This window comes from uncultured Methylobacterium sp., assembly GCF_964242245.1.
Classification (GTDB): domain Bacteria; phylum Pseudomonadota; class Alphaproteobacteria; order Rhizobiales; family Beijerinckiaceae; genus Methylobacterium.
The window spans coordinates 1-26,132 of sequence record NZ_CAXTBY010000047.1; the positions used below are offsets into that span (position 1 = coordinate 1).

A 26,132-nucleotide genomic window follows, 5' to 3' on the forward strand; every position below is an offset into this window, starting at 1 on the left:
CGCAAACGCCCTCAACAATCTAGCCTGAAACAAAGACCTCAAACAGGCTCTCAGGGCCCTTTGAACCGAACAAAAATTTGTTCGAGTCCGAACGGATGCCAATTGAGAAGGCTATAGAAGCAGCGCAGAGCCGTGCGAAGTCCAAAGGGTGCGAGGTAGTCGTTTTAGATCATCAGAAGCTTTGAGACCCCGCCCATGGTGGTCTGGTCTAGCTCTATTTAGCAGGTGATTTAACTATTTGCTTTAACACGGTATCAAATGCGGCCTCATCCTCACTCGCGCCAGCCTCGCGCGCGTCTTCGATAAAGCGGCGCCTCTGCTCCTCAGGCGTCAGTTTCTCAGCGCCGAGCTTGCAGGGCGGCTTCGGCGTGGTGGGGGTGTTTGTCGGCATGTGCGGCCTCGCGGAAATCACCCCCAATGTAGGCGCGCGTCGCACGGACAGCAAAAAGCCGCCGGAGCGCACCCCGACGGCCTGTGGCTTGCGACGCAATGGCTCTCTGATTCATAAGGCGTCCTCACGGGAGGACATTCTATGGCGAGCCTAGCCCTTATTGCGATCCGTCTAGGTGATCGGCTTCCGCTCCCCCGGAAGGCGAAAGCCCACCTCGAACTGTGCGCCGCGATCGAGTTGTTGGACTCGGTCTTTGATCCGGCCGTCGCGCGTCCGACGCTTGCCCAAGTCCTTGGCCTCGTTGCGATCCGTCGCGACGTTGCACGCCGTAAGGACACGGAACGCGAAGGGATCGAAGGCGGGCTCGTATCCTGTCGCGTCGGCACCGATCTCCTGCGCCCACATACCTTCAATCGGGCATACGTCCATCGTCCGATCACGGATACGCTGCATTAGCTGCGCGGCCGTCTCTTCGGTGTTCACGAGCATCGACACCATATGTGTCGACTCCTTGCCCGGCGTAATCCGGCGCTGAACCGCGCGGTGCATCTCGATTATGCGACCGCGCTCCACGTGTTTCCAAGGGAATTTGAACACCAGCGTCACTTCGATCACCCGCTGATCGGGGCTACGTTGGCGGGGCTGAGGTGCAGCTAGCGCTGCGTGTACTTGTGTCATTTCGTGCCGGTCCCTGTTTACAAAACAGGCTTGCAGGGTGAGCGGCAGGCGTGCGAGTCTGGCGTCGGCGAGACACCCGACCCGGCGCGCACTGCCGCCCGGTTGCTGGTCCACCACGAGGGCCGGTACTCCTGTGCAACCAGGATTGCCGGTCCTCTTCGTTAGTCTCCCCCAGGCACGCCGGTGGCGCCTAAGCGCCGGGAGCTACTAGCTGTCGTCATCTTCAAATCCGAGGCACCGGACGACCCGGCCCCGACTCAATAACGACTCATGGCACTCGGCGCAAGGGTGAACTCAGAGTGGATTGGGTGTGGACAACTGGAGTCCGTTAACCATACCATGTGACACATACCACTCGTGAGTGGCTTGTATACGCATGAAGGCGCATGATGCGTCTCGGAATTAATTGGCTTGTAGAGAAAATGCCGAGCGTTCAGGAAATGATCGAACGCCTTCAAAAGAAGAGGGCAGAGCTTATTAAAGAAGCCGTTCGCCTGGAGTCGGCTATTGATGCATTGCGTAGCACTGCCTACCTTTTCGGGGAAGACGTAGATGCTGCCTCGGCCATGGTCGAGGATGAGTTTAAAATCGATGTCGGCATCGACACTGGAACCCGGTCCTCTACTGTGTTGCAGCCAGAAGATGTTGCAAGGCTGGCTCGGCGAACTCTTATAGAGAATGGACGGCCTGCCAAGCGTGGCGCCTTGGTTAGGCTTATGGAGAGCAAGGGAATACCCTTGACGGGTGTCGACAAAGCCAAGAATTTAGGAACTATACTTTGGAGGTTTAATAATCTTTTTGTCAACTTAGACGGTTTTGGTTACTGGCCGAGAGATATGAAATACAGCGAGATTTATGACCCCGAAAACCCTCCAGATGGGATCAAGTACGACGCTTCCGGTAGTTAGAGACCAACTGTCCGATACGTAAGGCGTTTGCCGGTGATACCAGCGAGCGCCTTTTCCGTGCGCTCCACATCATTGATACCCAACTTCACTCGGTTGTTGTACCGGAAGTCGAACTCCGCAAGGTAGCGGTGCAAGTGCTGCTTGCCGCAGCGCTGATACACGCCCTTCACGCCGCGCTTGAAGGTGGAGACGCAGCCCTCGATCGTATCGATGTGAGCAGGCTAACCGAGGGAGAAGCCGCGTCGACACCGAAATCCCGGACAGGGGATTGGTAACCATCGGCCGCCATCATCCCGCCCGGGACCGCCGCGCCTCGGTGCCGGGCCTGAGAACTGAGGTTCGCGTGATGGTCTCGACCAGTTTCCGCCTGCGCGCGGGCCTGTCGCCGCTGGCGCTGCTCGCCGCGCTGAGCGTCGCGAGCGCCGAGGGCGTGCCGCCCGCGCCGAGCGCCGCCGCAGCGCCGATCGCCGCGCCAGCCCAGCCCGCTCTGCCGCCAGTGGCGCCCGGAGGTCCGCCCGCGACGGCGCAGGTGCCCGCGGACGCGGCCAAGGACGCCCCGCGGAAACCCAAGGCGGCTCCGGAGCTGGTCTACGCCCGCGTCTCGGCCGATCCGGTGCCGACGCTGACGCCCAAAACCTTCCTCGACACGCTCCGCGCGGCCGAGCGCTATCAGGCCTTCGCCGAGGCCGGGGGCTGGGAGGCCGTCCCTGAGAACGCGGTCTTCAAGCCGGGCGCGTCCCATCCCGCGATCCCGGCTTTGCGCCACCACCTCACGCTCACCGGCGATCTGCCCGCGGACGCGCCCGCGAGCGACCGGCTCGACGCCCCCCTGATCGCGGCGGTCACGGCGTTCCAGGGGCGCCACGGCCTGCCCGAGACCGGCCTGATCGGGCGCCAGACCATCGCCGCGCTGAACGTGCCGGCCAGCGTGCGCCAGCGCCAGCTCGCGGCCTCGGCCGCCCGGCTGATCGGCTCGAAGTTCGCGTTCGGCGAGCGCTACGTCGTCGTCAACATCCCCTCGGCCACCGTCGAGGCGGTGGAGAACGGGGTGGTGGCGCGCCGCTACGTCGCCGTGGTCGGCAAGCCCGACAAGGCGACGCCCGCCGTGGAGAGCCGGATCACCGACATCAACTTCAACCCGACCTGGACGGTGCCGGTCTCGGTGGTGCGGAACGAGATCATCCCGCGGATGCGCAAGGAGCCCGGGTATCTCGCCAAGAACCACATCCGCATCCTCGGTCCCGGCGGCGTCGAGGTCGATCCCACGGCCGTGAACTGGAACACCGAGCGGGCGGTCAACTACACCCTGCGCCAGGATGCCGGCTTCGACAACTCGCTCGGCCAGGTGCGGATCGACATGCCGAACCGGTACGCGGTCTACCTGCACGACACGCCGTCCAAATCGCTGTTTGCCCGCAACGTCCGCTTCCACAGCCACGGCTGCGTCCGCGTCGGCGGGGTCAAGGAGCTGGTCGGCTGGCTGCTCCAGGGCACCGAGGGGCCGGGGGCGGGCTCCGCCTGGGGGCCGATCGAGATCGAGACCGGCATCGCCGACGGCGAGCGGCGCGACCTCAAGCTCGCCAAGCCGGTGCCGGTGGCCTTCGTCTACCTCACCGGCTACGCGAGCCCCGACGGCCGGGTGCAGTTCCGCGACGACATCTACGGCCTCGACACCCCCGGCGGGCCGGTGCCGTCGGCCGCGACCGAGCCCGCCACCACCGGATCGGTCGCGCCGCGGCCGGTGATCCGGCCGGCCCGGGCCGGGCAGCGCCCGCCGGACGCGGCCGACCTGAAGCCGACGGTGGCGGCCGTCGCGCCGGCGACGGCCCCGCGCGATGCGCCCGCTCCGAAGCCCCCGAGCCCGATCCGGCGCTGAGCCGCCCCAGCCTGGAACCGCTCCAGACTATGCGCCGCCGACGCGCCTGCCATGCGGCGCGGATCGGCACCGGAACCATCGTTCCCTGCGTTCATTCTGCCGGATGACGGACGCCGGCCGGGCCATCGCCGCCCGCCTCGGCGTCGCACCGAAAATCCCGAACGTATGGAGTACGTCCCATGGCGAAGGCCAAGCCCGTCAGCCGCATCGCGAGCGACCGCCTCAACACCCCGACCGACCTCGACCCGGCCGACACCCGGAAGATCGCGGAAGGGCTCACGATCCTGACCTCGGACCTGTTCGCGCTCTACATCAAGACCAAGAACTTCCACTGGCACATGAGCGGCCCGAACTTTCGCGATTACCACCTGCTGCTTGATGAGCAGAGCGCGCAGATCTTCGGCATCATCGACGACGTGGCCGAGCGCGCGCGCAAGATCGGCGGCACCGTGCTGCGCTCGCTGGGCCAGGCCCACGCGCTGACGCGCGTGACTGACAACGACGCCGACTACGTCTCGCCGCTCGACATGCTCAGGGAGCTGCGCGACGACAACAAGGCGCTCACCGCCAACATGCGCGACCTGCACGGGATCACCGACGAGGCCGACGACGTCGCCACCACCTCGCTCCTGGAGGAGTGGATCGACCAGTCGGAGGAGCGCACGTGGTTCCTCTACGAGTCCACCCGCAACGCCACCGACGGTGGGCACTGAGGCTTTCCCGAACCGCATCGCGCGGTTCGATCCAGAAGGCGGCGCCCGGCTGGCGTGATGACGTGCTCCCTGCGGTCACGCCCCAGGTCGCGACCGGACGATGCGATGAGCCCCCGCACCAACAGGTAAGCGTCCACCGTGTCCCGGCGTCCGTAGCTCCGGGCACCGAGGCTGAACAACCGCAGCCGTTTCCAGGCCGCTGCCGCGATCGACAGGTCCAGCAGCGTTACGGGCATCGTCGCACGGCTTTGATAACTTACCAGAGCAGGGCTCCGAACGCGGGTTAACAGGTCGGAACGATCGTCGTGTTGGCCGATGGGAATGACAATCCATAAGTCACCGCATGAGAAGAAGGGCATCCCTCAGGATTAGCCTGACCGGTACCGTTCGCCTCCCGGCCGCGGCGCCGTCGGGCTTGCGGAACGGCGATCGGCAGCGCGCGCCCTCGCGCGGCGCGCTCAGGCCGTCTCGGGCCGCGCATCGGTGAGGCGCGGCAGTGCGAGCCGCACCTTCACCACCCCGACATCCTCCGGGTCCCGCGCCTGCGAGAACCCGAGCCGCCGGCACACGGCGAGCATCGCCCGGTTCTCGGCGAGCACCGTGCCCTCGACCTGGCCGATGCCCTCGGAGCGGGCCCAGTCGAGCATCAGCCCCATCAGGGCGAGCGCCAGCCCGGTGCCGCGGGCGTCGGAGCGGACGAGGATCGCGTACTCGCCGCGGGTGCCGTCGGCGTCGGCGTGCAGCCGCACCGCGCCGAGCATGGTCTTGTCGCTCAAGCCCGCCGCGTCGGTCAGCGCGACGAAGGCGATGGCGCGGGCGTAGTCGAGCTGGGTCAGGCGGGCGAGGAAGGCGTGGCTGAAGTCGCGCACGGGGGCGAAGAAGCGCAGGCGCACGTCCTCCGGGTCGAGTCCCGCGAAGAAGTCGCGGAAGGTCGGCTCGTCCTCGGGGCGGACCGGGCGCACCTGCACGGTGCGGCCCCGGAGCGTCAGCGTCCGCACCCACTCGGCCGGGTAGGGGCGGATCGCGAAGCGCGGGTGGCCGCGGGAGGCGCGCCTGCCGCGCGGGCCGAGGCGCACGCGCGCGTCGAGCGCCACCGCGCCGTGCTCGTCGACGAGCAGGGGGTTGATGTCGAGTTCGCGCACGTCGGGCAGGTCGGCGGCGAGCTGCGCCAGCTTCACCAGCGTCAGCGCGACCGCCCCGGTGTCGGCCGCCGGCACGTCGCGGTAGGCGGCCAGCCGCCGGGCGACCCGGGTGCGGCCGATCAGGTCGTGGGCCAGCGCGAGGTCCAGCGGCGGCAGGGCCAGGGCCCGGTCGTCGATCACCTCCACCGCCGTGCCGCCGCGGCCGAACACCACCACGGGACCGAAGACCGGGTCCTCGGCCAGGCCCGCGATCAGCTCGCGGCGCCGGCCCCGGCGCACCATCGGCTGCACCGCGAAGCCGGTGATCCGCGCGTCCGGGCGCTCGCGCCGTGCGCGCGCCAGGATCTGTCCGGCGGCCGCGCGGACGTCGGCCTCGCTCGTCAGGTCGAGGTGGACGCCGCCGATGTCGGACTTGTGGACCACGTCCGGCGAGACGACCTTGAGCGCGATCGCGCCGCCTCCGGCGATGATCGGCCACGCGGCGGTTGCCGCCGCGTCGATGTCGGGGGCGAGGCTCAAGGGGACGGCGGCGATGCCGTAGGCCGCGAGCAGGCCCGTCACCGCGACCGGATCGAGCCACGCCGCGCCCTGGCGCAGGGCCGCGGCGACGATCGCGCCGGCGGCCCGCGTGTCCGGGACGAAGTCGCGCGGCAGGGAATCCGGCGTGCGCATCAGGTCGTCCTGCGCCTCGCGGTAGCGCACGAGGTGCAGGAAGCCCGCGATCGCCTCCGAATCCGTGGCGAAGTTCGGGATGCCGGCCGCCGACAGGATGTCGCCCGCCGCCGCGCCGTAGGACACCGCGAAGACCGGCTTCCGGCGCGCTTGGCCCTTGCGGGCCTGCGTGACCGTGTCGCTGATCGCCCGCGCCACGGCGGCCGCGTCCGAGCGGGCGGTGGGCACGTGCATCGTCAGAACCGCGTCGCTCGTCCGGTCGCCGAGCATCGGCGCGAGCGCCGCGGCGTAGCGCGGCCCGTCCGCCGCGATGCCGAGGTCGACCGGTCCCGGTTCGAGCGTGTCCGTCGGCGTGCCGCCGGACTCGGCCAAGCGGTCGGCCGCCAGCAGGCCGATCCCGCGTCCGTTGGCGAGGATCGCGAGGCGCCTGCCCGGAAACGGACGCTGGCGCCCGAGCGTCTCCACCGCCGAGAACATCTCGTCGAGGCCCTGCACCGTCAGCAGCCCGGCCCGGCGGAAGGCGGCCTCGTACACCGCCTCGGGCCGGGCGAGGGCGCCGGTGTGCGTCTCGGGGGCGGCGCGGTCTCCGCGGACGTGACGGCCGGTCCGCAGGACCACCACGGGCTTGGTGCGGGCGGCCGCACGGGCGGCCGACATGAAGCGGCGCGCATCGCTCACCGCGTCGAGGCAGAGCAGAATCGCGCGGGTGTGCAGGCAACTCGCGAAGTGGTCGAGGCAATCGGCGATGTCGACGTCGCAGGCGCTGCCCAGCGCCATGACCGCCGAGAAGCCGACGCCGTGGCGCGCGCCCCACTCGACGATCGCACCGGCGACCGTGCCCGATTGCGAGACGAGGGCGAGGTCGCCGGGCCGAGGCGCGCGGGCGAACAAACTGACGTTGAGGTTCCGGCCGGGGACGGCGACGCCTGCGCTGTCCGGGCCGAGCAGACGCAGGCCATGATCACGCGCCAAGCGCACGGCCCGCGGACCCGGATCGTCGATGCCGGTTCCGAGCCCGGCCGTGAGAATGAGCGCGGCGCTGGCGCCCGTGCGACACGCGTCTTCAATGATCCCGGGAATGGCGGCGGGCGGCGTCGCGACGACGACGAGGTCGGGCGCCTGCGTCAAGTCCACGAGGCGTGAAACGCAGGCGAGTCCGTCGACCTTGCGATACAGCAGATTGACGGGCCAGATCGGCCCGGCGAAGCCCGCGCCCCTCACGTTGTCGAGGACGGCACGACCCAGTGAGCCGGCGCGCTCCCCGGCACCCACGAGGGCGATCGACCGGGGTGCGAGCAGGGCGTCGATCCGATACGTGCTCACCGGCGCCTTGAAGCGCCAGCACGCGTCCCGCGATGCGTCAGGTCCGGCTCGGCGACATCGGCGCCAGCACCAGGGTCTCGTGGGTCTTGAACACCCGCGGCCAGTTCATCCGCTCGGCCAGGGCAAGCGCCGCCGCGACGCTGATGCCGCGATCCTGGGCGATCTTCTCGACGCTGATCCAATCGGTCTGCATGGTGAAATCCTCCGTCGCTGGCAGAACGCGGCAGGCCGGCACGGGTTCCTCGGTTCGCTCTCCGCCTGCTCTTGGCGGGAGCCGATCTCTTGGCGGGAGCGATACGCGTTCGCGCGCGGGCCGCATCACTGCGGGACGTCGCCTCCGCGGGGTGCACGGTCCGTATCGCGACCGTGACAAGCTTTCCAAAGCTAAGCGCCTGCGCGCCGTGACCTTCGGCGTTCGAATGCCTGTGACGACGTTCATCGGCCGGACTCGGACCGCAGATCGGCCCCCCTATCCTGCATGGTTCTCACCAGTCGTTCACGTCTACCGCTGCGGAGACTAAACTTGCGCCTTGCCTTCAGATCTCAGGCACCATAGTAGTCTCGCGCGGTCATGCTGGAGCCGGCTGAAATACGTATAACGTTGCCTGCGCCGATGCCGACCACGCTGTTCTAGTTCTTACCGGGGAACGACCGATGACAACCGACAACGGTATTGGGACCGACTACATCGCATTGGCGGCCGAGATCGTATCCGCATTTGTGAGCAACAACTCGGTTCCGGTCGTGGAACTGCCTGGATTGGTCGCGTCCGTGCATGCGACCCTGACCCGGATCACCGGACCCGGCACCGAGGCGAAGGTCGAGGCGCCGGTGCCGGCCGTGTCGGTCAAGCGCTCGGTGACGCCGGACTTCATCGTCTGCCTGGAGGACGGCAAGAAATTCAAGTCGCTCAAGCGCCACCTGCGCACCCGCTACGACATGACCCCCGCCGAGTACCGGACCAAGTGGAACCTCGCCGCCGACTATCCGATGGTGGCGCCGAGCTACGCCGCGGCCCGTTCGCAACTCGCCAAGACCATGGGGTTGGGCCAGCAGCGGCGCAAAACCGCCGTGGCGGAACCGGCTGCCCCCCCGCCAGCCGCCGTCCCTCCGCCCGCCCGCCGGGCCCGCGCCCGCGCCTCGGCGGACGCCTGACCGGTCGGTGCTTCGCGGGCGGCGCAGGCTGAAGGGTCCGCGCGGCCGCCGCGCGCCGACGAACGCCGCGCATCCACAGCTTTTCGGGTGCCCTCGGAGCGGGGCTTAGGGACCGGGCAATCGGCCGGTGCGATGGCTGTCCGCGACAGGTCCGGTCCAGGGGGCGGGCCGGCAGCGTGAGGCGAGATCGATGCCCGGCCAGCCCAGCCTCGTCGCGCGCCTGTTCTGGACCGCGGTGGCCGGCGGCGGCGCGAGCATCTGGTACGGGCGGGCGGGTCTCACCGCCACCGGCCTCACCCTCGGCCTCGTGCTGCTGCACCACCTCGGCCGGCCGCGGCGCTTCCGGGCGCAGGTGCGCCGCGTCTGCCGCCGCCACGCGCGCACGCTCGCCCTGCGGCGGCGCCAGGAGAGCTTCGTCGACGCCTACGGCACCCTGATCCGCGACGGCTGGCTGCGTGAGCGCGACTACTTCGTTGCGCGCACGCTCCTGCCTGCGATCGCGGCGCGGGGCTTCTCGGCCTTGGCCGAGACCCGACGCGATGCGATCCTGGCGATCGTCGAGGAGGTGGCCGCCTCGGTCGCCCTGCCGGACGAGGACGACGCGCCGGAGGACGGGGTGCGCTACGAGCGCTTCTGCGCGGACCGCCTCGCCCGCGCCGGGTGGCGGACGCATGAAACGCCCGCGAGCGGCGACCAGGGCGCCGACATCGTCGCCGAGCAGGCCGACACCCGCCTCGTGGTCCAGTGCAAGCGCCACGGACGGCCGGTCGGCAACGCCGCGGTGCAGGAGGCCGCCGCCGCCGCCCGCTACTGGTCCGGCGACGTGGCGGCCGTGGTCTCGAACGCCGGCTTCACCCCGGCGGCGCGCAAGCTCGCCGCCGCGACCGGCGTGCTGCTGCTGCACCACGACGATCTGGCCGATCTCCGGCCGGCGCGGGGGAGTTGCGCCGCGCGGTCCTGATCGCCCCGAAGGAACCGGACGGGATTTTAGCGCGGCGCACGAAGCCCCGTTCAACCGACGCCGCCGGGCGGGCGAGGACGGTGCGTCGTGAGACCCCTCCGGCTCGTCCACGACGCGCCGTTCCCCTCAGTCGCTCCTGCCGTCGAGCCCGAGCCAGTGCCGGCCGTCACGGGCCAGGAGATCGTCGGCGGCCTTCGGCCCGGGGCTTCCCGCCGGGTACGGCTCCACCGGCGCGGTCTTCCAGACGTCGAGCAGCGGTTCCACCGCGGCCCAGCCCGCCTCGATGTTGTCGGCCCGCTGGAACAGCGTCGCGTCGCCGGTCATGCAGTCGTAGAGCAGGGTCTCGTAGCCGACGTTGGGCTGGTCTGCGAAGAAGTCGGCGTAGCGGAACGCCGTCGTCACCCGCCCGACCCGCATCTGCGGCCCCGGGATCTTCACGTTGAGCTCGGTGCCGGCGCCGTGCTCGGGGTCGATGGTGATGCGCATCACGTTCGGCTCCAGCGCGTCGACGGGCGTGTCCGCGAACAGGCTGAACGGGGCCGGCTTGAACAGCACCGCGATCTCGGTGCGGCGCCCGGTCATGCGCTTGCCGGTGCGGACGTAGAACGGCACGCCGGCCCAGCGCCAGTTGTCGATCTCGAGCTTCAGGGCGACGTAGGTCTCGGTGCTGGACTCCGGCGCCACGTGCGGCTCGTCGCGGTAGCCGACGACCGGTGCCTCGTCGAGCGTCCCGGCGGCGTACTGGCCGCGCACGGCGTCCGCCGGCCGGATCGGCTTGACGGCCTGGGCGAGCTTGGCCTTCTCGCCGCGCACGTCCTCGGCGGCAAACGAGTTCGGCGGCTCCATCGCCACCATGCAGAGGAGCTGGAACATGTGGTTGGGCACCATGTCGCGCAGCGCGCCCGTCGGCTCGTAGAAGCTGCCGCGCGCCTCGACGCCGACGGTCTCGGCCGCGGTGATCTGGATGCTGTCGACGTATTCGCGCCGCCAGACCGGCTCCAGCAGGCTGTTGGCGAAGCGCAGCGCCATGATCGACTGCACCGTCTCCTTTCCGAGGAAGTGGTCGATCCGGTAGAACTGGCTCTCGTCGGCCTGCTTCAGGATCTGCGCGTTCAGCGCCCGCGCCGAGGCGAGGTCGGAGCCGAACGGCTTCTCGATCACCACCCGGCGGAAGGCGCCGTCCGCCTGCCGCAGCAGGCCGGCCGCGCCCAGGCCCTCGACGAGGGTGCCGAAGAAGCGGGCCGCCACCGCGAGGTAGAACACCACGCTGCCCGCGATCCGGCCCTTCAGGGCCTCGAAGGTCTTCGCGTCCTCGAAATCCCCTTTCAGGAACTGGATGCGGTCGCGCACGAAGCCCCAGCTCGTCGGGTCGACGCGGTCGACGTGGAACTCGGAGCCCGGGTCCTTGCTGAAGGACTCCATCGCGTCGGTCAGACCCTCGCGCAGGCCCTCGTCGCTGCCGTCGCTGTGATCGACGCCGAGGACCTTGAAGCCGGGGTCGAGCAGGCCGGCGCCGGCGAGGTTGTAGAGCGAGGGCATCAGGAGGCGCTTGGTCAGGTCGCCGGCCGCGCCGAAGATCACGAGGGTGCAGGGGGGCGCCGGATGGGTGCCGCTCGCGGCGTCGTCCTTGAGGGGGGTCTTCTCCACGGCCACGCGCAGCCTCCGGATCGGCTGCGGCAGCGCAGCAAAGCTCGCACGACAACCGGCGATGCGCGGGCCCGTTCCGAGGGATCACGGGGCGTCGCGGATCGCGGCCCGCGCGCCGCGGCTTGCCGCAAATTCGGCGGAGAGCGCTCTGGACGCCGCGGCCGCGACGGGCCTTCGCGGCTGCGCGGAGGCGCGGCCGTCGTGCCGCCCCGAGCAACGGGCCCACCGAGGGCCACGTCGATCGCTTCCGGGTGACCGGGCGATCGATGTTCGGTCGCGCCACGTTCGATCTGCTGCGGCAGCGCGGGCCACGCTGCCCGATCAACGACGCTCAGCCCTCTCCATCAATCCTTCCGCCTGACGACACCGCATCGGGGGGCGTCCCATACAAATAAGCGAAGCATGAGATAGTACTTCGACTCCGAAACAGCAGATTGCAATCTTAGATTGAAGTTAAATAGATTTCTTTCAAGGTTTTAGTAATGATTTAACTGCGAAGAAACATTGTCGCGGCGGCTCACGGAAACAGGACCTCAGCACCATGCGGCTCAGCATCAAAGCCACCTTGATCGGCATCATCGGCATCCTGGCACTCGCCATCGCCGGCCAGGGCCTCTTCGCCGCCGCGAAGCTGCGCACCGTCAACACCAGCACGGTCGAGGTCGCCGCGGACTGGCTGCCGAGCGTGCGGTGGCTCGGTGAGCTGAAATACAGCATCTCCCGCCTGCGCCTGGCGGACTTGCGCTACGTCTCCGAGATCGAGGCGATGTCGGAGCTCGACAAGAACGACGTGGTCCGTCTCCAGGCCGTGACCACGGCCGCGAGGAAATACGAGTCCCTGGTCAGCAGCCCGGAAGAGCAGGCCCTCTGGGACGGCTTCAAGCGGCACTGGACCACGTATCTCGACCTGCGCACCAAGCTCGTGGCGGCAGCCCACGCCGGCGACAAGGCGCTCACGGTCGGCGCGTTCAAGGAGTCGCGGCCGATGTTCCAGGCCGTCGTAGACGTGCTCGATCAGGACACCGCACTGAACGAACGGGGCAGCCAGGCCGCCGCCGCGGATGCCGCCCGGACCTACGAGTCCGCCCTGTGGCTCACCGGCGCGATCTGCATCGGGGCGACGCTGTGCGGGCTCGTCGGCATCGCCTTCACCCTGCTCGGCGTGACCCGCCCGATCGATCGGATCGTCGGGGTGATGGGCACGCTGGCGGGCGGCGACGTGGCCTCGCAGGTCCCCTACCAGGGACGCCGGGACGAGGTCGGCGCGATGGCCGCCGCGGTCCAGGTGTTCAAGGACAACCTGATCCGCTCCCGGGCGCTGGAGGCGGAGAGCGAGCAGGCGCGGGCCGGCGCGCAGGCGCAGCGCCGGGCCGCGATGCACGAGCTGGCCGACGGCTTCGAGCAGGCGGTCGGCGGGATCGTGGGCATGCTGTCCTCCTCCGCGACCGAGCTTCAGGCCACCGCCCAGACGATGACCGCGACCGCGACGGAGACGGCGAGCCAGTCCACCACCGTGGCGGCGGCGGCCGAGGAGGCGGCCTCCAACGTGAACACCGTGGCGGCGGCCTCCGAGGAGCTCGGCGCGTCCGTCCAGGAGATCGGGCGTCAGGTCAGCGGCTCGGCCCAGCTCGCCCAGGCCGCCATGACCCAGGCGGACGAGACGGCCCAGCTCGTGACCGCCCTGAGCCAGGCTGCGGCCAAGATCGGCAACGTGGTGGGCCTGATCGCCAACATCGCGGGCCAGACCAACCTGCTGGCGCTCAACGCCACCATCGAGGCGGCGCGCGCCGGCGAGGCGGGACGGGGCTTCGCCGTCGTCGCCTCCGAGGTCAAGGAACTGGCCGCCCAGACCAGCCGGGCCACCGACGAGATCTCGGGCCAGATCACCCAGATCCAGGCCGCGACGGGGCAGGCGGTCACGGCGATCGCCGCGATCACGGGGCGCATCCGCGAGATCAACAGCGTGGCGACCTCGATCGCGGCAGCCGTGGAGGAGCAGGGCGCGGCGACGCAGGAGATCGTGCGCAACGTCGGCCAGGCGGCCACCGGCACCGGCGAGGTGACGAGCAACATCGCGGGCGTCGCGAGCGCTGCGGAGGAGACGGGTGCGGCAGCGAGCCAGGTCCTCACGTCGGCGACCGAGCTCTCGCGCCAGTCCGAGCACCTCGGCGCCGAGGTCACCCGCTTCCTCGCCACCGTCCGGGCCGCGTGAGGCGCGATCCGGACGCCTACTCGGCCGGCTGGACGGCCGGCGACAGGTCGATCGGCAGGCGCGGGCCCTTCAGCTCGGCATCGCTCGGCAGCGAGCGGGCGTCCCAGCCGCCGCCGAGGGCCCGGATCAGGCCGACGGCGGTGGTGAAGCGGGAGAGCCGCACCTGGAGCGCGGCGACCTCGTTGTTCAGGGCCAGCGACTGGGCCGTCACCACGGTGGTGAAGTTCTGGGTGCCGGCGCGGTACTCGTTGAGGGTGATCTCGACGGCGCGGCGGGCCGAGGCCAGGGCCTCGTCCTGCGCCACCTGCTGGCGGGCGAGGATGCGCACGCCGGCGAGCCCGTTCTCCACGTCGGCGAAGGCGGCGAGCACGACCTGCCGGTAGTTGGCCACCGCCGCGTCGTAGGCGGCGCGGGCCGCCTGCACCGCCGCCGAGCGGGCGCCGCCGTCGAACAGCACCTCGCTGCCGGCCGCCGTCACCGACCAGACCTGGTTGGCAGCCGACAGCAATCCGTTGCGGGTCAGCCCCGAGATGCCGCCCGAGGCCGAGAGCGTCACCGTCGGGTAGAAGGCCGCCACGGCGACGCCGATCTGCTCGCTCGCCGCCTGCACGCTGCGCTCGGCCTGCGCCACGTCCGGGCGCCGCTCCAGCAGGGCGGAGGGGATGCCGACCGGGACGGCGGGAGGTGTCTGGGCCAGCGGCGCCACCGGCAGCGACAGCTCCGAGGGCGGGCGGCCGACGAGCGTCGCGATGGCGTGCTCGAACTGCGCCCGCGTCAGCCCGACCGCGATGGCCGAGGCCTGCACCGTCTGCACCTGCGTCTGCGCGGTGATCACGTCGGAGCGCGCGGCGACGCCGACGGCGTACTGGTTCTCGGCGATCGCCAGGGTGCGCTTGAAGTTCTCGACGTTGGAATCGAGCACCCGCTGGAGCGCGTCGGCGTAGCGCAGCGACAGGTAGTCGGTCGCGACCTCGGCCTGGATGCTCAGGCGCACCAGCCCGAGGGCTGCGGCGTCCGATTGCGCGAGCGCGGTCTCGCTCTCGATGGTGCGGCGGATGCGCCCGAACAGGTCGAGCTCCCAGCTCGCCTGTCCCAGCAGCGAGACGCTGGTGCGCTCCACGCCCCCGGTGCGCAGGCGGGTGATGCTGGGGGCGCCCGTCACGGTCGGGTAGAGCGCGGCCTGGGCGGATTCGACCAGCGCGCGGGCCTGCCGGTAGTTGGCCACCGACTGGCGGAGCGTCTGGTTGTCGACGTCGACGAGGCGGATCAGCCGGTCGAGGGCGGGATCGCGGAACACGCGCCACCAGTCGCCGCGCTCGGCCCCGTCGTTGGGCGCGGCCGGGCGCCAGTTTTTTCGCGATGCCACGTAGGCCGCGCTGTCCTCGCGGGCGCCCCCCTGCTTGAACGCCAGCGGCGTCTCAACGGAGGGGCGGGCGTAGTCGGGGCCGACGACGCAGGCGGACAGCGTGGTTGTAAGCGCGAGAGCGGCGACAAGTGTGGCGACCGGCATCCGCGGTCCCCCTCCCCCCTCTGCGGGGGAGGGTGGCCCGCGAAGCGGGTCGGGAGAGGGGAGCGCGTTATCCGGATACGGCGCTCCCCTCTCCCGACCCTCGCTGACGCGAGGGCCACCCTCCCCCGCTAAAGGGGGAGGGAAGGGCGCGCGCGCGCCTTCCGTGTCCCGCATCCGGAAACGCTTCATTCGCCCGCCGCAAGCGATGCGGCAGTCCCCCCGCGCCCCGCCTTCGCCCGGTGCCGGAGGCGGTCGAGGGCGAGGTAGACGACGGGGGTGGTGTAGAGGGTCAGGATCTGGCTCACGATCAGGCCGCCGACGATGGCGATGCCCAGCGGCCGGCGGAGTTCCGAGCCCTCGCCGCCGCCGAGGATGAGGGGGGCCGCGCCCAGCATTGCGGCCAGCGTTGTCATCATGATCGGGCGGAAGCGCAAGAGGCAGGCCTCGAAGATCGCCTCGTGCGGATCGGCCCCCCGCGTGCGCTCGGCATCGAGCGCGAAGTCGATCATCATGATGGCGTTCTTCTTGACGATGCCGATGAGCAGGAAGACCGCGATGAGCGCGATGATCGTGAACTCGGTGCCGGTGACGAGCAGCGCCAGCAGCGCGCCGAGGCCGGCGGACGGCAGCGTCGAGAGGATCGTGATCGGATGCACGAAGCTCTCGTAGAGGATGCCGAGGATCGCGTAGACGGCGAGGATCGCGGCCAGGATCAGCAGCGGCTGGCGCGAGGCCGACGCGACGTAAGTCTTGGCGGCGCCGGCGTACTCGCCGTGGATGGTCGCCGGCAGGCGCAGGGCGGACATCGCCGCGTCGATCGCGACGGTGGCGTCCGACAGGCTCTTGCCGGGGGCTAGGTTGAACGAGATCGTGGTCGCCACGAACAGGCCCTGGTGGCTCACCTGCACCGGCGCGCTGCCGGTCTCGAGCCGGGTGAAGGCCGAGAGCGGGACCATCGTCTCCATGGCGGAGGACACCGGCGCGCTCGACGAGGCGCCGCCCTTCGACGCGGCGATGGCGTTCGAGGCGGCGTTGCGGGCGGAATCCGAGGCGATGGATGCCGCGCTCATGGTGGGGTCCACCGCCCCACCCGTGGTGCCCGAACTCGTACCGCTGGTGGTGGGTGCGGCGCCCGGCCCGGTCGCGACGGCGTTGACGGCCGTGCCCCCGGCGGCGGCGACCGTGCCGGCCACCGCGTTGGTGGTGGCCGAGCCCCTGGCCTTGCCGCCCGAGGTCGAGACGTAGAGCTGCTTGAGGGTCTCGGGGCTCTCCAGGTAGCGCGGCGCGATCTCCATCACGACGTGGTACTGGTTGAGCGGGTTGTAGATCGTCGAGACCTGGCGCTGGCCGAAGGCGTCGTAGAGGGTGTTGTCGATCTTGTCCGGGGTGATGCCGTAGCGGAAGGCGGTGGCCCGGTCGATCACCAGGCGGCTTTCCAGGCCGCCCTCCTGCTGGTCGGAGGTCACGTCGGTGAACGTCGGGTCCTTCTGCATCGCCTCGACGAGCTTCGGGGCCGCGGCGTAGAGCTCGGCCGCCGTGTCGCCCTGAAGGGTGTACTGGTACTGCGAGAAGCTCTGGCGCCCGCCCATCTGCAGGTCCTGGCGCGGGAAGACGTAGAGGCGCGCGCCCGCCACCCGCGACAGCTTCGGCCGCAGGCGGCTCGTCACCGCATTCATCCCGTCGCGCTCGGCGGCGGGCTTCAGGCCCACGAAGACGTTGGCCGAGTTGGTGCCGCGCCCGCCGGTGAAGCCGACGACGCTGTCGACGGCCGGGTCGGCTCCCACGATCGCGGCCGCCTCCTTGAGCTTCGTCTCCATCGACTGGAACGAGATGCGCTGGTCGGCCTGGACGCCGCCCATCATCTGCCCCGTGTCCTGCTCGGGGAAGAAGCCCTTCGGCACGATGACGTAGAGGTAGACGTTGAGCCCGATCGTCGCGGCGAGCGTCAGCAGCACGAGGCGGGGATGGCGCAGCGCGACGCGCAAGGTCCGCTCGTAGGCGCCGAGCGTCCCGGTGAACGCGCCCTCCAGGCCCCGGATCAGGATGTTCGGGCGCTTGCGCGCGCGGGCCTCCGGCCGCAGCAGGCGCGCGCACATCATCGGCGTCGTGGTGAGCGACAGCACCAGCGAGATCAGGATCGCCAGCGACAGGGTCACGGCGAATTCCTGGAAGATGCGCCCGATCAGGCCGCCCATCAGCAGGATCGGGAGGAACACCGCGACGAGCGACAGGCTCATCGAGATCACGGTGAAGCCGACCTCGCGCGCGCCGACCAGGGCCGCGTCGAGGCGCGGCTTGCCCATCTCGATGTGGCGCTGGACGTTCTCCAGCACGACGATGGCGTCGTCGACGACGAAGCCGGTGCCGATGATCAGCGCCATCAGCGACAGGATGTTGAGGGAGTAGCCGAGCAGGTACATCGCCGAGAAGGTGCCGACGATCGAGATCGGCACGGCGACCGCCGGGATCAGGGTGGCGCGCCCCGAGCGCAGGAAGGCGAACACCACGAGGACCACGAGGCCGACCGCGATCAGCAGGGTCTCCTCGGTGGCGGCGAGCGACGCGCGGATCGTGGCGCTGCGGTCGCCGGTGAGCGTCAGGGTGATGTCGCCGGGCAGCGCCGCGGTGATCTGCGGCAGCGCCGCCTTCACGCCCCGGATCGTCTCGACCACGTTCGAGCCGGGCTGCTTGTAGACGAACAGCAGCACCCCGGGCCGGCCGTCGACGATGCCGAGGTTGCGCCGGTCCTCGACCGAGTCGATCACCTGCCCGACGTCGGTGAGCCGCACGCCCGCGCCGTTGCGGTAGGCCACGACGATGTCGCGGTAATCCTCCGCCTTGCGGCCCTGGTCGTTGGCGTAGAGCTGGTAGCGCCGGTCCCCGGCCTCGATCGCGCCCTTCGGCGAGTTGGCGTTGGCCGAGGCCAGCCCGGCGCGGATGCCTTCCAGCCCGATGCCGTAGTGGAACAGGGCGGTGGGATCGAGCTCGACGCGCACGGCCGGCAGCGACGAGCCGCCGATGTCGACGTTGCCGACGCCGGGCAGCTGCGACAGCTTCTGCTGCACGATGGTGGCGGCCGAATCGTAGAGCTGGCCCGGGGACAGGGTGTCCGAGGTCATCCCCATGATGATGATCGGCGAGTCGGCCGGGTTGAACTTCCGGTAGGTCGGGTTCTGGCGGAGCGCCGCCGGCAGGTCGGCCCGCGCCGCGTTGATCGCGGCCTGCACGTCGCGGGCGGCCCCGTCGATGTCCCGGTTGAGGCCGAACAGCAGCACGATCCGCACGCTGCCGGTCGAGCTCGTCGAGCTCATCTCGTTGACGTCGGCGATGACCCCGAGGCGCCGCTCGAGGGGGGCCGCCACCGTCGTCGCCATGGTGTCGGGCGACGCGCCCGGCATCTGCGCCTGGACGAGGAGCACGGGGAAGTCCACCTGCGGCAGCGGCGCCACCGGCAGCTTCAGGAACGCGAACAGGCCGGCGAGCAGCACGCCGATCGTGAGCAGGGTGGTCGCGACGGGGCGGCGGATGAAGGGTTCTGAGATGTTCATGGGGCGCCGCCCATCTTCCCTCCCCCCCCTGCGGGGGAGGGTGGGCCTCGCGTGAGCGAGGGTCGGGAGAGGGGAGCGACAGGTCCGGATACGGCGCTCCCCTCTCCCGACTTAGCTCGCGGGCCACCCTCCCCCGCAGAGGGGGGAGGGAGGGCGTCGCGCTTGATTTCCCTCACGGCAGCGCCTCGCCCGCCGACAGGTCCGGCTCCCGGCGCCCCATGATCCGCCGCTCCAGGCGGTCGAAGGCGAGGTAGATCACCGGCGTGGTGAACAGGGTCAGCACCTGGGAGACGATCAGCCCGCCCGCGATGACGATGCCCAGCGGCTGGCGCAGCTCCGAGCCGACGCCGGTGCCGGCGATGAGCGGGATCGCCGCGAAGAGCGCGGCCAGCGTCGTCATCAGGATCGGGCGGAAGCGCAGGAGGCAGGCTTGCGTGATCGCCTCGCGCGGGGTCATCCCCGCCTCGCGCTCGGCCTGGAGCGCGAAGTCGATCATCATGATGGCGTTCTTCTTCACGATGCCGATGAGCAGCACGATGCCGATGACCGCGATGATGTCGAGCGACAGCCCGAACAGCATCAGCCCCAGCAATGCGCCGATGCCGGCCGACGGCAGCGTCGAGAGGATGGTGATCGGATGGATGAAGCTCTCGTAGAGCACGCCGAGCACGATGTAGACGGTGACGATCGCCGCCCCCACCAGGAACAGCTCGTTGCCCAGCGCCGACTGGAAGGCGAACACCGACCCCTGCGGCACCACGCGAAAACTCGGCGGCAGGTCGATGCTTTTGCGCGCCTCCTCGACGGCGTCGACCGCCTGTCCCAAGGCCGCGCCCGGCGCGAGGTTGAACGACACGGTGGTGGCCGGGAACTGGCCGAGATGGGAGATCAGCAGCGGCGCCCGGCGCTCCTCGATGCGGGCCACCGCCGAGAGCGGCACCTGCCCGCTGGTGGCGGTGGAGGAGGGCAGGTAGATCGCGTCGAGGCTGTCCAGCGTCCGGTGCAGGTTCGGGTCGGCCTCCAGGATCACCCGGTACTGGTTCGACTGGGTGAAGATCGTCGAGATGATGCGCTGGCCGAAGGCGTCGTAGAGGGCGTTGTCGATGGTGGCCGGGGTGATACCGTAGCGCCCCGCCGTCGGCCGGTCGATGGTGACGTAGGCCGCCAAGCCCTGGCCCTGGTGGTCGCTGGCGACATCGGCCACCACCGGCGACTTGGAGAGCGCGTCGGTGAACCGCGGCACCCAGAGCTCGAAGTCGTCGAGGTTCGGCGTCTCCAGGATCACTTGGTACTGCGTCGCCGAGACCGCGGTGTCGATGGTGAGGTCCTGCACCGGCTGCATGTAGAGGCGCAGGCCCGGAACGTCCCCCGTCGTGGCCTGGATGCGGCGGATGACGTCGCCGGCGCGCGCCGTGCGCTCGGCCTGGGGCTTGAGGTTGATGAGCAGGCGGCCGGAATTCAGCGTGACGTTCTGCCCGTCGACGCCGATGAACGAGGACAGGTTGGCGACGTCCGGGTCCTTCAGGATCAGGGCCGCGATGCGCTGCTGCCGCTCGGCCATGGCCGCGTAGGAGAGCGTCTGGTCCCCTTGCGTGACCCCCTGGATCACGCCGGTGTCCTGGACCGGGAAGAACCCCTTCGGGATGACCACGAACAGGTAGGCGGTGAGCGCCACCGTGGCCAGCGTCACCACCAGCGTCAGCCCCTGGTGGTTCAGCACGACGCGCAAGGCCCGCCCGTAGGCCGCGATCGTCCCCTCGGTGGCGCGGCGCCCCATCCGGCTCAAGACGCCCTCCCGCCGCCGGGCCTGGGCCTCCGGCACGTGCTTGAGGAGCCGCGCGCACAGCATCGGCACCAGCGTCAGCGACACCACCGCCGAGATGACGATGGTGGCAGCCAGCGTGATCGCGAACTCGTGGAACAGGCGCCCCACCACGTCGCCCATGAACAGCAGCGGGATCAGCACCGCGATCAGCGAGACGGTGAGCGAGATGATGGTGAAGCCGATCTCGCGGCTGCCCTTCAGCGCGGCGTCGAGGGGCGAATCCCCGTCCTCCACGTGCCGGGCGATGTTCTCGATCACCACGATGGCGTCGTCGACGACGAAGCCGGTGGCGATGGTGAGCGCCATCAGCGAGAGGTTGTCGAGCGAGAAGCCGTAGAGGCTCATCACCGAGAGCGCGCCGATAAGCGAGAGCGGCACCGACAGGCTCGGGATCAGGGTGGCGGAGACGCTGCGCAGGAACAGGAAGATCACCAGCACGACGAGCGCGACCGCGAGCCCGAGCTCGAACTGCACGTCCTCGACCGACGCCCGGATCGTCACCGTGCGGTCGGTGAGCAGGCCCACCTGGATCGCGGCCGGCAGGCTCGCCTGGAGCTGCGGCAGCAGCGCCTTGATCTTGTCGACGGTACTGATGACGTTGGCGCCGGGCTGGCGCTGGATGTTGAGGATGATCGCGGGCGTCGCGTCGGCCCAGGCGCCGAGCTTGGTGTTCTCCGGCCCCTGGACCACGTCGGCGACGTCCGAGAGCTTGACCGGCCCGCCGTTCTTGTAGGCGATGATCGCGTCGTCGTAGGCCTTCGGGTCCTGAATCTGGTCGTTGGCGTTGATCGCGTAGGACTGCTTCGGCCCGTCGATGGTGCCCTTGGGGGTGTTGACGTTGAGGTTGGTGATCGTGGTGCGCAGGTCGTCGATGTTGAGGCCGTAGGCGGCGAGCGCCCGCGCGTTGAAGCGCACCCGCACCGCCGGCCGCTGCCCGCCGGAGATGCTCACCAAGCCGACGCCCGCCACTTGGCTGATCTTCTGGGCGAGCCGCGTCTCGGCCAGATCCCGCACCTGCGTCAGCGGCAGGGTCTTGGAGGTGAGCGCCAGCGTCAGCACCGGGGCATCGGCGGGGTTCACCTTGGCGTAGATCGGCGGCGCCGGGAGATCCGAGGGCAGCAGGTTGCCGGCGGCGTTGATCGCCGCCTGAACCTGCTGCTCGGCGATGTCGAGGGGCAGGTCGAGGTTGAACTGCAGGGTGACGACGGAGGCGCCGGCCGAGGACTGCGAGGTCATCTGGTTGAGGTTGGCGAGCTGCCCGAACTGCCGTTCCAGCGGCGCGGTCACCGCCGAGGTCATCACCTCGGGGCTGGCGCCGGGATAGAACGTCTGCACCTGGATCGTCGGGTAATCGACCGACGGCAGGGCCGAGACCGGCAGGTTCAGGTACGACACCCCGCCGACGATCAGGATCGCCAGCATCAGGAGCGTGGTGGCCACGGGGCGCAGGATGAAGAGGCGGGAGGGGTTCATGCGCAGCCTCCCGTCTCGACGCTGCCAAGCTCACGTATCGCAGGCCGACGGATCGCCCTCCCCCCTCTGCGGAGGAGGGCGGCCCTCGCGTGAGCGAGGGTCGGGTGAGGGGAGCGCGTTATCCGGATGCGGCGCACCCCTCTCCCGACCCGCTTCGCGGGCCACCCTCCCCCGCAGAGGGGGGAGGGAGCGCGCGTGTTCTGAAACCTCCGGCTCACGGCGCCTGCCGCCGGCGTCCGCGCCTCTGGCCGCCCTCGGGCGACGCCGCTGCCGGCTCGACGGGCTTTCCGTCCGCGGTCTGCTGCCCTGCCGTGACCCGCACCGGCGCCCCGTCGCGGAGCCGGTCGGTGCCGTCGGTGACGATGCGGTCGCCCGCCTGGAGGCCGGAGAGCACCACGGTGCGGGTGCCGTCGGTCTCGCCCGTCCTGATCGGGCGCATCGTGACCTTCTCGTCCCCGTCCATCAGGTAGACGTAGGTGCCGGGCGTGCCCTGGAGGATCGCGGCGTTGGGGACGAGGGGCGCGGCGCGCACCGTGTCGACGGTGAGCTTGGCGTTGACGAACTGGTTGGGGAACAGGTCCTCGTCGCCGTTCTCGAACAGGGCGCGCAGCTTCACCGTGCCGGTGGTGACGTCGATCTGGTTGTCGACGGTGTCGAGCGTGCCCGTGGCGATCTCGTGGGCGTCGCCCCGGTCGTAGGCCCGCACCGTGAGCTTGGCGCCCGAGCGTACCCGCCGCATGACGCGGGCGACATCGTCCTCGGGCAGCGTGAACACCACCGAGATCGGGTGGAGCTGCGTGACCACGACGATGTTGGTCGAGGCCGCCGTGATGTAGTTGCCCTGATCGACCTGCCGCAGGCCGACGCGGCCCTCCACCGGCGTGGTGATGCGGGCGTAGGCGATGTTGAGCCGCTGTTGGTCGACGAGCGCCTGATCGGAGGCGACCGTGCCCTCGTTCTGCTTCACCAGCGCCCCTTGCGTGTCGACGTTCTGCTTCGAGATCGAGTCCTGCTGGGCGAGCCGCTGGAAGCGGGCGAGATCGAGCTTGGAGTTCTGAAGCAGCGCCTGATCGCGGGCGAGCTGTCCCTGATACTGGGCGAGCAGCGCCTCGTAGGGCCGCGCGTCGACCTGGGCGAGGTAGTCGCCGCGCTTCACGGTCTGGCCCTCGCGGAACCCGATCTCGGTGAGGTAGCCGCTGATCTGCGACTTCACGGTCACGGTGGCGAGCGGCGTCACCGTGCCGAGGCCCTGGAGGATCACGGGGACGTCGCCCGCGGCGACCTGCGCGATGCCGACCGCCTGGGGCGGGTCGCCGCCGCCGCCGTGGCGACCGCCGCGGCCGCCCTTGCCCTGCGTCGTCCCCGGGCTCCCCGCGCCCTGCGTGCGCGCGTCGTACCAGCGGTGGCCGATCGCGCCCGCGGCGAGCAGCGCCAGGATCAGCAGCATCCAGCGGCCGGGGCGGAACCGCCGTCGCGTGCGGGCCGGCGCCGCGATCGGCTGGAACGCGCGCGCCGTCTCCGTCCGGATGGGTGAGCTCTCGTTCATGACTGATCAGACCACGTTCCGGGCGCCGCGGCCCCCGGCCCACGCCCTGTCCCTCTTGTTCTCAAGCCCGGGCGCGCGTCGAAACCCGGCCTCCTACCCGTCGGCGAGTGTACAGGAGCCGAACGAACCCCGCCTTGCGGCATCGTCGTGTGAGGAGGTTCTCGCGCGGGTCCGGCGCAGATCTTCGGGCTTGCGCAGATCTTCGGGTTCAGGAGCCAACATGGGCCGAGCCCATCGCGCGCCAATGCGTCGTCAGTACGGCGTCGAGGTTTCGGGCGTGTTGCTGGCCGGATCAGGGCCGCTCCAGCGACCGGTAGAATCGGACCACGTCCCGGTACGATTCGTCGACGGGCGCGACCGGAACGGCCAGCCGCAGCCCGACACCGAGGGCGCCGAGGGCAAGGCCCAAGGTGAGCGCGACGCCGAGGGCCCGCGTGGATGGCGTCCGCATGCGGTGCCTCGACGGAGAGCGGTGTCGCCGGCCCTCGGAGAGGCCGGAGACGCGAAAAGGCCCGCCAACGGATTGGCGGGCCTGTCCACGACCGGTCCGGCGTGACCGAAGGACCGGAACGAGGGGGCGGAGTTCCGTCCCGACGGGCGCCGTGCCGGCCGTGTTCCAGGAAGGTACGTCACGACTGATGAATGTCAATATTCGTCAGTCGTGCGTTCGCTGGGCACGTGCGCTGCCGCACGTTTCACGGGTGCCAGGGCTCATGGTATCACGGCGCCGATGCGCGCCCCTCGCCGAGCTCCGCCCCCGCCCCGGTCGACGTTCGGGCCCCCGATGGCACCCGCATGAACCCGCTCTACGCCGGCCTGCCGACGACGGTGTTCGAGACGATGTCGGGCCTTGCCCGCGCGCACGGAGCGATCAACCTCGGCCAGGGTTTTCCCGACGATCCGGGGCCGGCGGACCTGCGCGCGCGCGGCGCCCGGGCGCTCGTCGAGGGCTGGAACCAGTACCCGCCGATGATGGGGCTGCCCGCCCTGCGCGAAGCGGTCGCGGCGCACTACGCCCATCACCAGGGCTTGGCGCTGGACCCGGAGACGGAGGTGATGGTGACCTCGGGGGCCACCGAGGCGCTCGCCGGCGCGCTGCTGGCGCTGATCGAGCCCGGCGACGAGGTGGTGCTGTTCGCGCCGATGTACGACGCCTACCTGCCGCTGGTGCGCCGCGCCGGCGGCGTGCCGCGGATCGTGACGCTGCGTCCCCCCGCCTTCCGCCTCGACGCGGCGGCGCTCGCCGAGGCGTTCACCCCGCGCACGCGGGTCGTGCTGCTCAACAACCCGCTGAACCCGAGCGCGACGCTGTTCTGCCACGACGACCTCGCACTACTGGCCCGATTCTGCTGCCGCCACGACGTGGTCGCGGTCTGCGACGAGGTCTGGGAGCACGTGGTGTTCGACGGCGCGCGGCACGTGCCGCTGATGGGCCTGCCCGGCATGCGCGGGCGCACGGTCAAGATCGGATCGGCGGGAAAAATCTTCTCGCTCACCGGCTGGAAGGTCGGCTTCGTGATGGCCGACGCGTCCCTGATGCGGGTTCTCGCCAAGGCGCACCAGTTCCTCACCTTCACGACGCCGCCGAACCTGCAGGAGGCCGTCGCCTACGGGCTGGGCAAGGACGCGTCGACCTTCGAGGCCATGCGCACGGGCTACGCCCGCTCCCGCGACCGGCTGGCGGACGGCCTGACGCGGCTCGGATTCCAGGTGCTGCCGGCGCGGGCGACGTGGTTCCTCAACATCGACATCGCGGGCCTCGGCCACGCCGACGACGCGGCGTTCTGCGACGTGCTGGTGCGCGAGCACCGGGTCGCGGCGATCCCGGTGAGCGCGTTCTACGCCGACGCCTCGACCGACGCCTCCTCGGCCGACGCCCCCGTGCGCAACCTCGTGCGCCTGTGCTTCGCCAAGGCCGACGCGACGCTGGACGCCGCCATCGCCCGCATGGCCGGCATCCTGCGGGGGCCGGCATGATGCGCGCGACCCGGCCCGATCGCGTCCTTGCCGGGTGCCCCGCCGGGGCCCACATCCTCCCGCATGGCCGCCCTCGCTCCCCGGACCCCCGCGATGGACTCCACGCAGACCTTCCGCGCGACCCCGCTCTCCCGCATCGCCGATCCGAGCCGCGAGGCAAGCCTCGCCCGGCTGGAGGCGCTGGCGCACCTGCTCGATTCCGCCTTCCTGATCCCCGGGATCAACCGCCGGGTCGGGCTGGAGGCGCTCATCGGCCTCGTGCCGGTGGTGGGCGACCTCGTGGGCCTCGTGATCTCGTCCTACATCGTCGGCGAGGCCCGGCGGCTCGGCGCCCCGCGCTGGCTGCTCGGGCGGATGGCGCTGAACGTCGCCTTCGACGGGGCGATCGGGATCGTGCCCCTGGCCGGCGACCTGTTCGACGCGGCCTTCAAGGCCAACATCCGCAACGTCCGCCTGCTGCGCCGCTGGATGGAGCGCAGCGGCGGCGTGCGCCCGAACGAGATCGAGGGCACGGCCGTGCGGATCGACGGCTGACGACCGCCTGCGAGGCTCCCCAAACGCGCCTTCCCTCCCCC

General features: G+C 70.3%; 17 protein-coding genes and 1 pseudogene. 8 read left to right on the forward strand and 10 right to left on the reverse strand.

All coding sequences use genetic code 11. From position 1 onward, the window contains the following. Positions 1-562: 562 nt before the first annotated feature. Entirely contained in the window at positions 563-1,006 is a 444-nt protein-coding gene (locus tag ACFE8Y_RS11855; RefSeq protein WP_375464585.1) for a hypothetical protein, read from the reverse strand. 449 nt (positions 1,007-1,455) lie between these two features. Between ACFE8Y_RS11855 and ACFE8Y_RS11860 the strand changes: the two genes are divergently transcribed. Then, on the forward strand, positions 1,456-1,977 hold the full coding sequence (locus tag ACFE8Y_RS11860; RefSeq protein WP_375464586.1) for a hypothetical protein: 522 nt from the start codon (positions 1,456-1,458) through the stop codon (positions 1,975-1,977). Here the strand turns inward: ACFE8Y_RS11860 and ACFE8Y_RS11865 are convergent. Next, positions 1,974-2,186: pseudogene (locus tag ACFE8Y_RS11865) on the reverse strand (transposase); the annotation flags it as partial. The gene ACFE8Y_RS11860 and the pseudogene ACFE8Y_RS11865 sit on opposite strands and share 4 nt — an antisense overlap. Before the next feature lie 137 nt (positions 2,187-2,323). On the opposite strand from ACFE8Y_RS11865, the gene ACFE8Y_RS11870 reads away from it, so the two are divergent. Next, positions 2,324-3,853 carry a murein L,D-transpeptidase gene (locus tag ACFE8Y_RS11870; protein ID WP_375464587.1) on the forward strand — a complete coding sequence of 510 codons (1,530 nt, stop codon included), beginning with the start codon at positions 2,324-2,326 and terminating at the stop codon, positions 3,851-3,853. Between the two features lie 179 nt (positions 3,854-4,032). Next, positions 4,033-4,566 (forward strand): Dps family protein, encoded by a 534-nt coding sequence (locus ACFE8Y_RS11875; RefSeq protein ID WP_375464588.1) that lies wholly within the window; start codon positions 4,033-4,035, stop codon positions 4,564-4,566. Positions 4,567-5,024: 458 nt separating this feature from the next. Here ACFE8Y_RS11875 and ACFE8Y_RS11880 read toward each other — a convergent pair whose 3' ends face one another. Both ACFE8Y_RS11880 and ACFE8Y_RS11885 read right to left on the reverse strand, forming a co-directional pair. Beyond that, a complete protein-coding gene (locus tag ACFE8Y_RS11880) occupies positions 5,025-7,703 on the reverse strand; it encodes a bifunctional acetate--CoA ligase family protein/GNAT family N-acetyltransferase (RefSeq protein ID WP_375464589.1) in 2,679 nt (892 codons plus the stop codon). A 37-nt stretch (positions 7,704-7,740) separates the two neighbouring features. Beyond that, the gene (locus ACFE8Y_RS11885) at positions 7,741-7,896 is read right to left on the reverse strand and encodes a hypothetical protein (RefSeq protein ID WP_375464590.1); all 156 of its coding nucleotides are present in this window, start codon (positions 7,894-7,896) and stop codon (positions 7,741-7,743) included. 461 nt (positions 7,897-8,357) lie between these two features. Between ACFE8Y_RS11885 and ACFE8Y_RS11890 the strand changes: the two genes are divergently transcribed. Next, entirely contained in the window at positions 8,358-8,858 is a 501-nt protein-coding gene (locus ACFE8Y_RS11890; protein WP_375464591.1) for a MucR family transcriptional regulator, read from the forward strand. A gap of 190 nt (positions 8,859-9,048) precedes the next feature. Further along, on the forward strand, positions 9,049-9,819 hold the full coding sequence (locus ACFE8Y_RS11895) for a restriction endonuclease (RefSeq protein WP_375464592.1): 771 nt from the start codon (positions 9,049-9,051) through the stop codon (positions 9,817-9,819). A gap of 126 nt (positions 9,820-9,945) precedes the next feature. Here the strand turns inward: ACFE8Y_RS11895 and zwf are convergent, their stop codons facing one another. Further along, positions 9,946-11,466, reverse strand: coding sequence for a glucose-6-phosphate dehydrogenase (gene zwf, locus ACFE8Y_RS11900; RefSeq protein WP_375464601.1), 1,521 nt, complete (start codon positions 11,464-11,466; stop codon positions 9,946-9,948). A gap of 541 nt (positions 11,467-12,007) precedes the next feature. Here zwf and ACFE8Y_RS11905 point away from each other — a divergent pair. Then, a complete protein-coding gene (locus tag ACFE8Y_RS11905) occupies positions 12,008-13,678 on the forward strand; it encodes a methyl-accepting chemotaxis protein (protein ID WP_375464593.1) in 1,671 nt (556 codons plus the stop codon). 16 nt (positions 13,679-13,694) lie between these two features. On the opposite strand, the gene ACFE8Y_RS11910 is transcribed toward ACFE8Y_RS11905, so the two are convergent. The 5 genes from ACFE8Y_RS11910 to ACFE8Y_RS11930 form a co-directional block, all read right to left on the reverse strand. After that, positions 13,695-15,188, reverse strand: coding sequence for an efflux transporter outer membrane subunit (locus ACFE8Y_RS11910; RefSeq protein ID WP_375464594.1), 1,494 nt, complete (start codon positions 15,186-15,188; stop codon positions 13,695-13,697). Positions 15,189-15,373: 185 nt separating this feature from the next. Next, positions 15,374-18,736: an efflux RND transporter permease subunit gene (locus ACFE8Y_RS11915; RefSeq protein ID WP_375464595.1), complete on the reverse strand. Its 3,363-nt coding sequence runs from the start codon at positions 18,734-18,736 to the stop codon at positions 15,374-15,376. Positions 18,737-18,908: 172 nt separating this feature from the next. After that, positions 18,909-22,034, reverse strand: a complete 3,126-nt coding sequence (locus ACFE8Y_RS11920) for an MdtB/MuxB family multidrug efflux RND transporter permease subunit (protein WP_375464596.1) — start codon at positions 22,032-22,034, stop codon at positions 18,909-18,911. A gap of 214 nt (positions 22,035-22,248) precedes the next feature. Further along, the gene (locus ACFE8Y_RS11925) at positions 22,249-23,580 is read right to left on the reverse strand and encodes an MdtA/MuxA family multidrug efflux RND transporter periplasmic adaptor subunit (protein ID WP_375464597.1); all 1,332 of its coding nucleotides are present in this window, start codon (positions 23,578-23,580) and stop codon (positions 22,249-22,251) included. A 292-nt stretch (positions 23,581-23,872) separates the two neighbouring features. Further along, entirely contained in the window at positions 23,873-24,031 is a 159-nt protein-coding gene (locus ACFE8Y_RS11930) for a hypothetical protein (protein ID WP_375464598.1), read from the reverse strand. 344 nt (positions 24,032-24,375) lie between these two features. On the opposite strand from ACFE8Y_RS11930, the gene ACFE8Y_RS11935 reads away from it, so the two are divergent. Together ACFE8Y_RS11935 and ACFE8Y_RS11940 are read left to right on the forward strand one after the other, a co-directional pair. After that, on the forward strand, positions 24,376-25,557 hold the full coding sequence (locus tag ACFE8Y_RS11935) for an aminotransferase (RefSeq protein WP_375464599.1): 1,182 nt from the start codon (positions 24,376-24,378) through the stop codon (positions 25,555-25,557). A gap of 93 nt (positions 25,558-25,650) precedes the next feature. Beyond that, the gene (locus tag ACFE8Y_RS11940; RefSeq protein WP_375464600.1) at positions 25,651-26,091 is read left to right on the forward strand and encodes a DUF4112 domain-containing protein; all 441 of its coding nucleotides are present in this window, start codon (positions 25,651-25,653) and stop codon (positions 26,089-26,091) included. Positions 26,092-26,132: the final 41 nt, after the last annotated feature.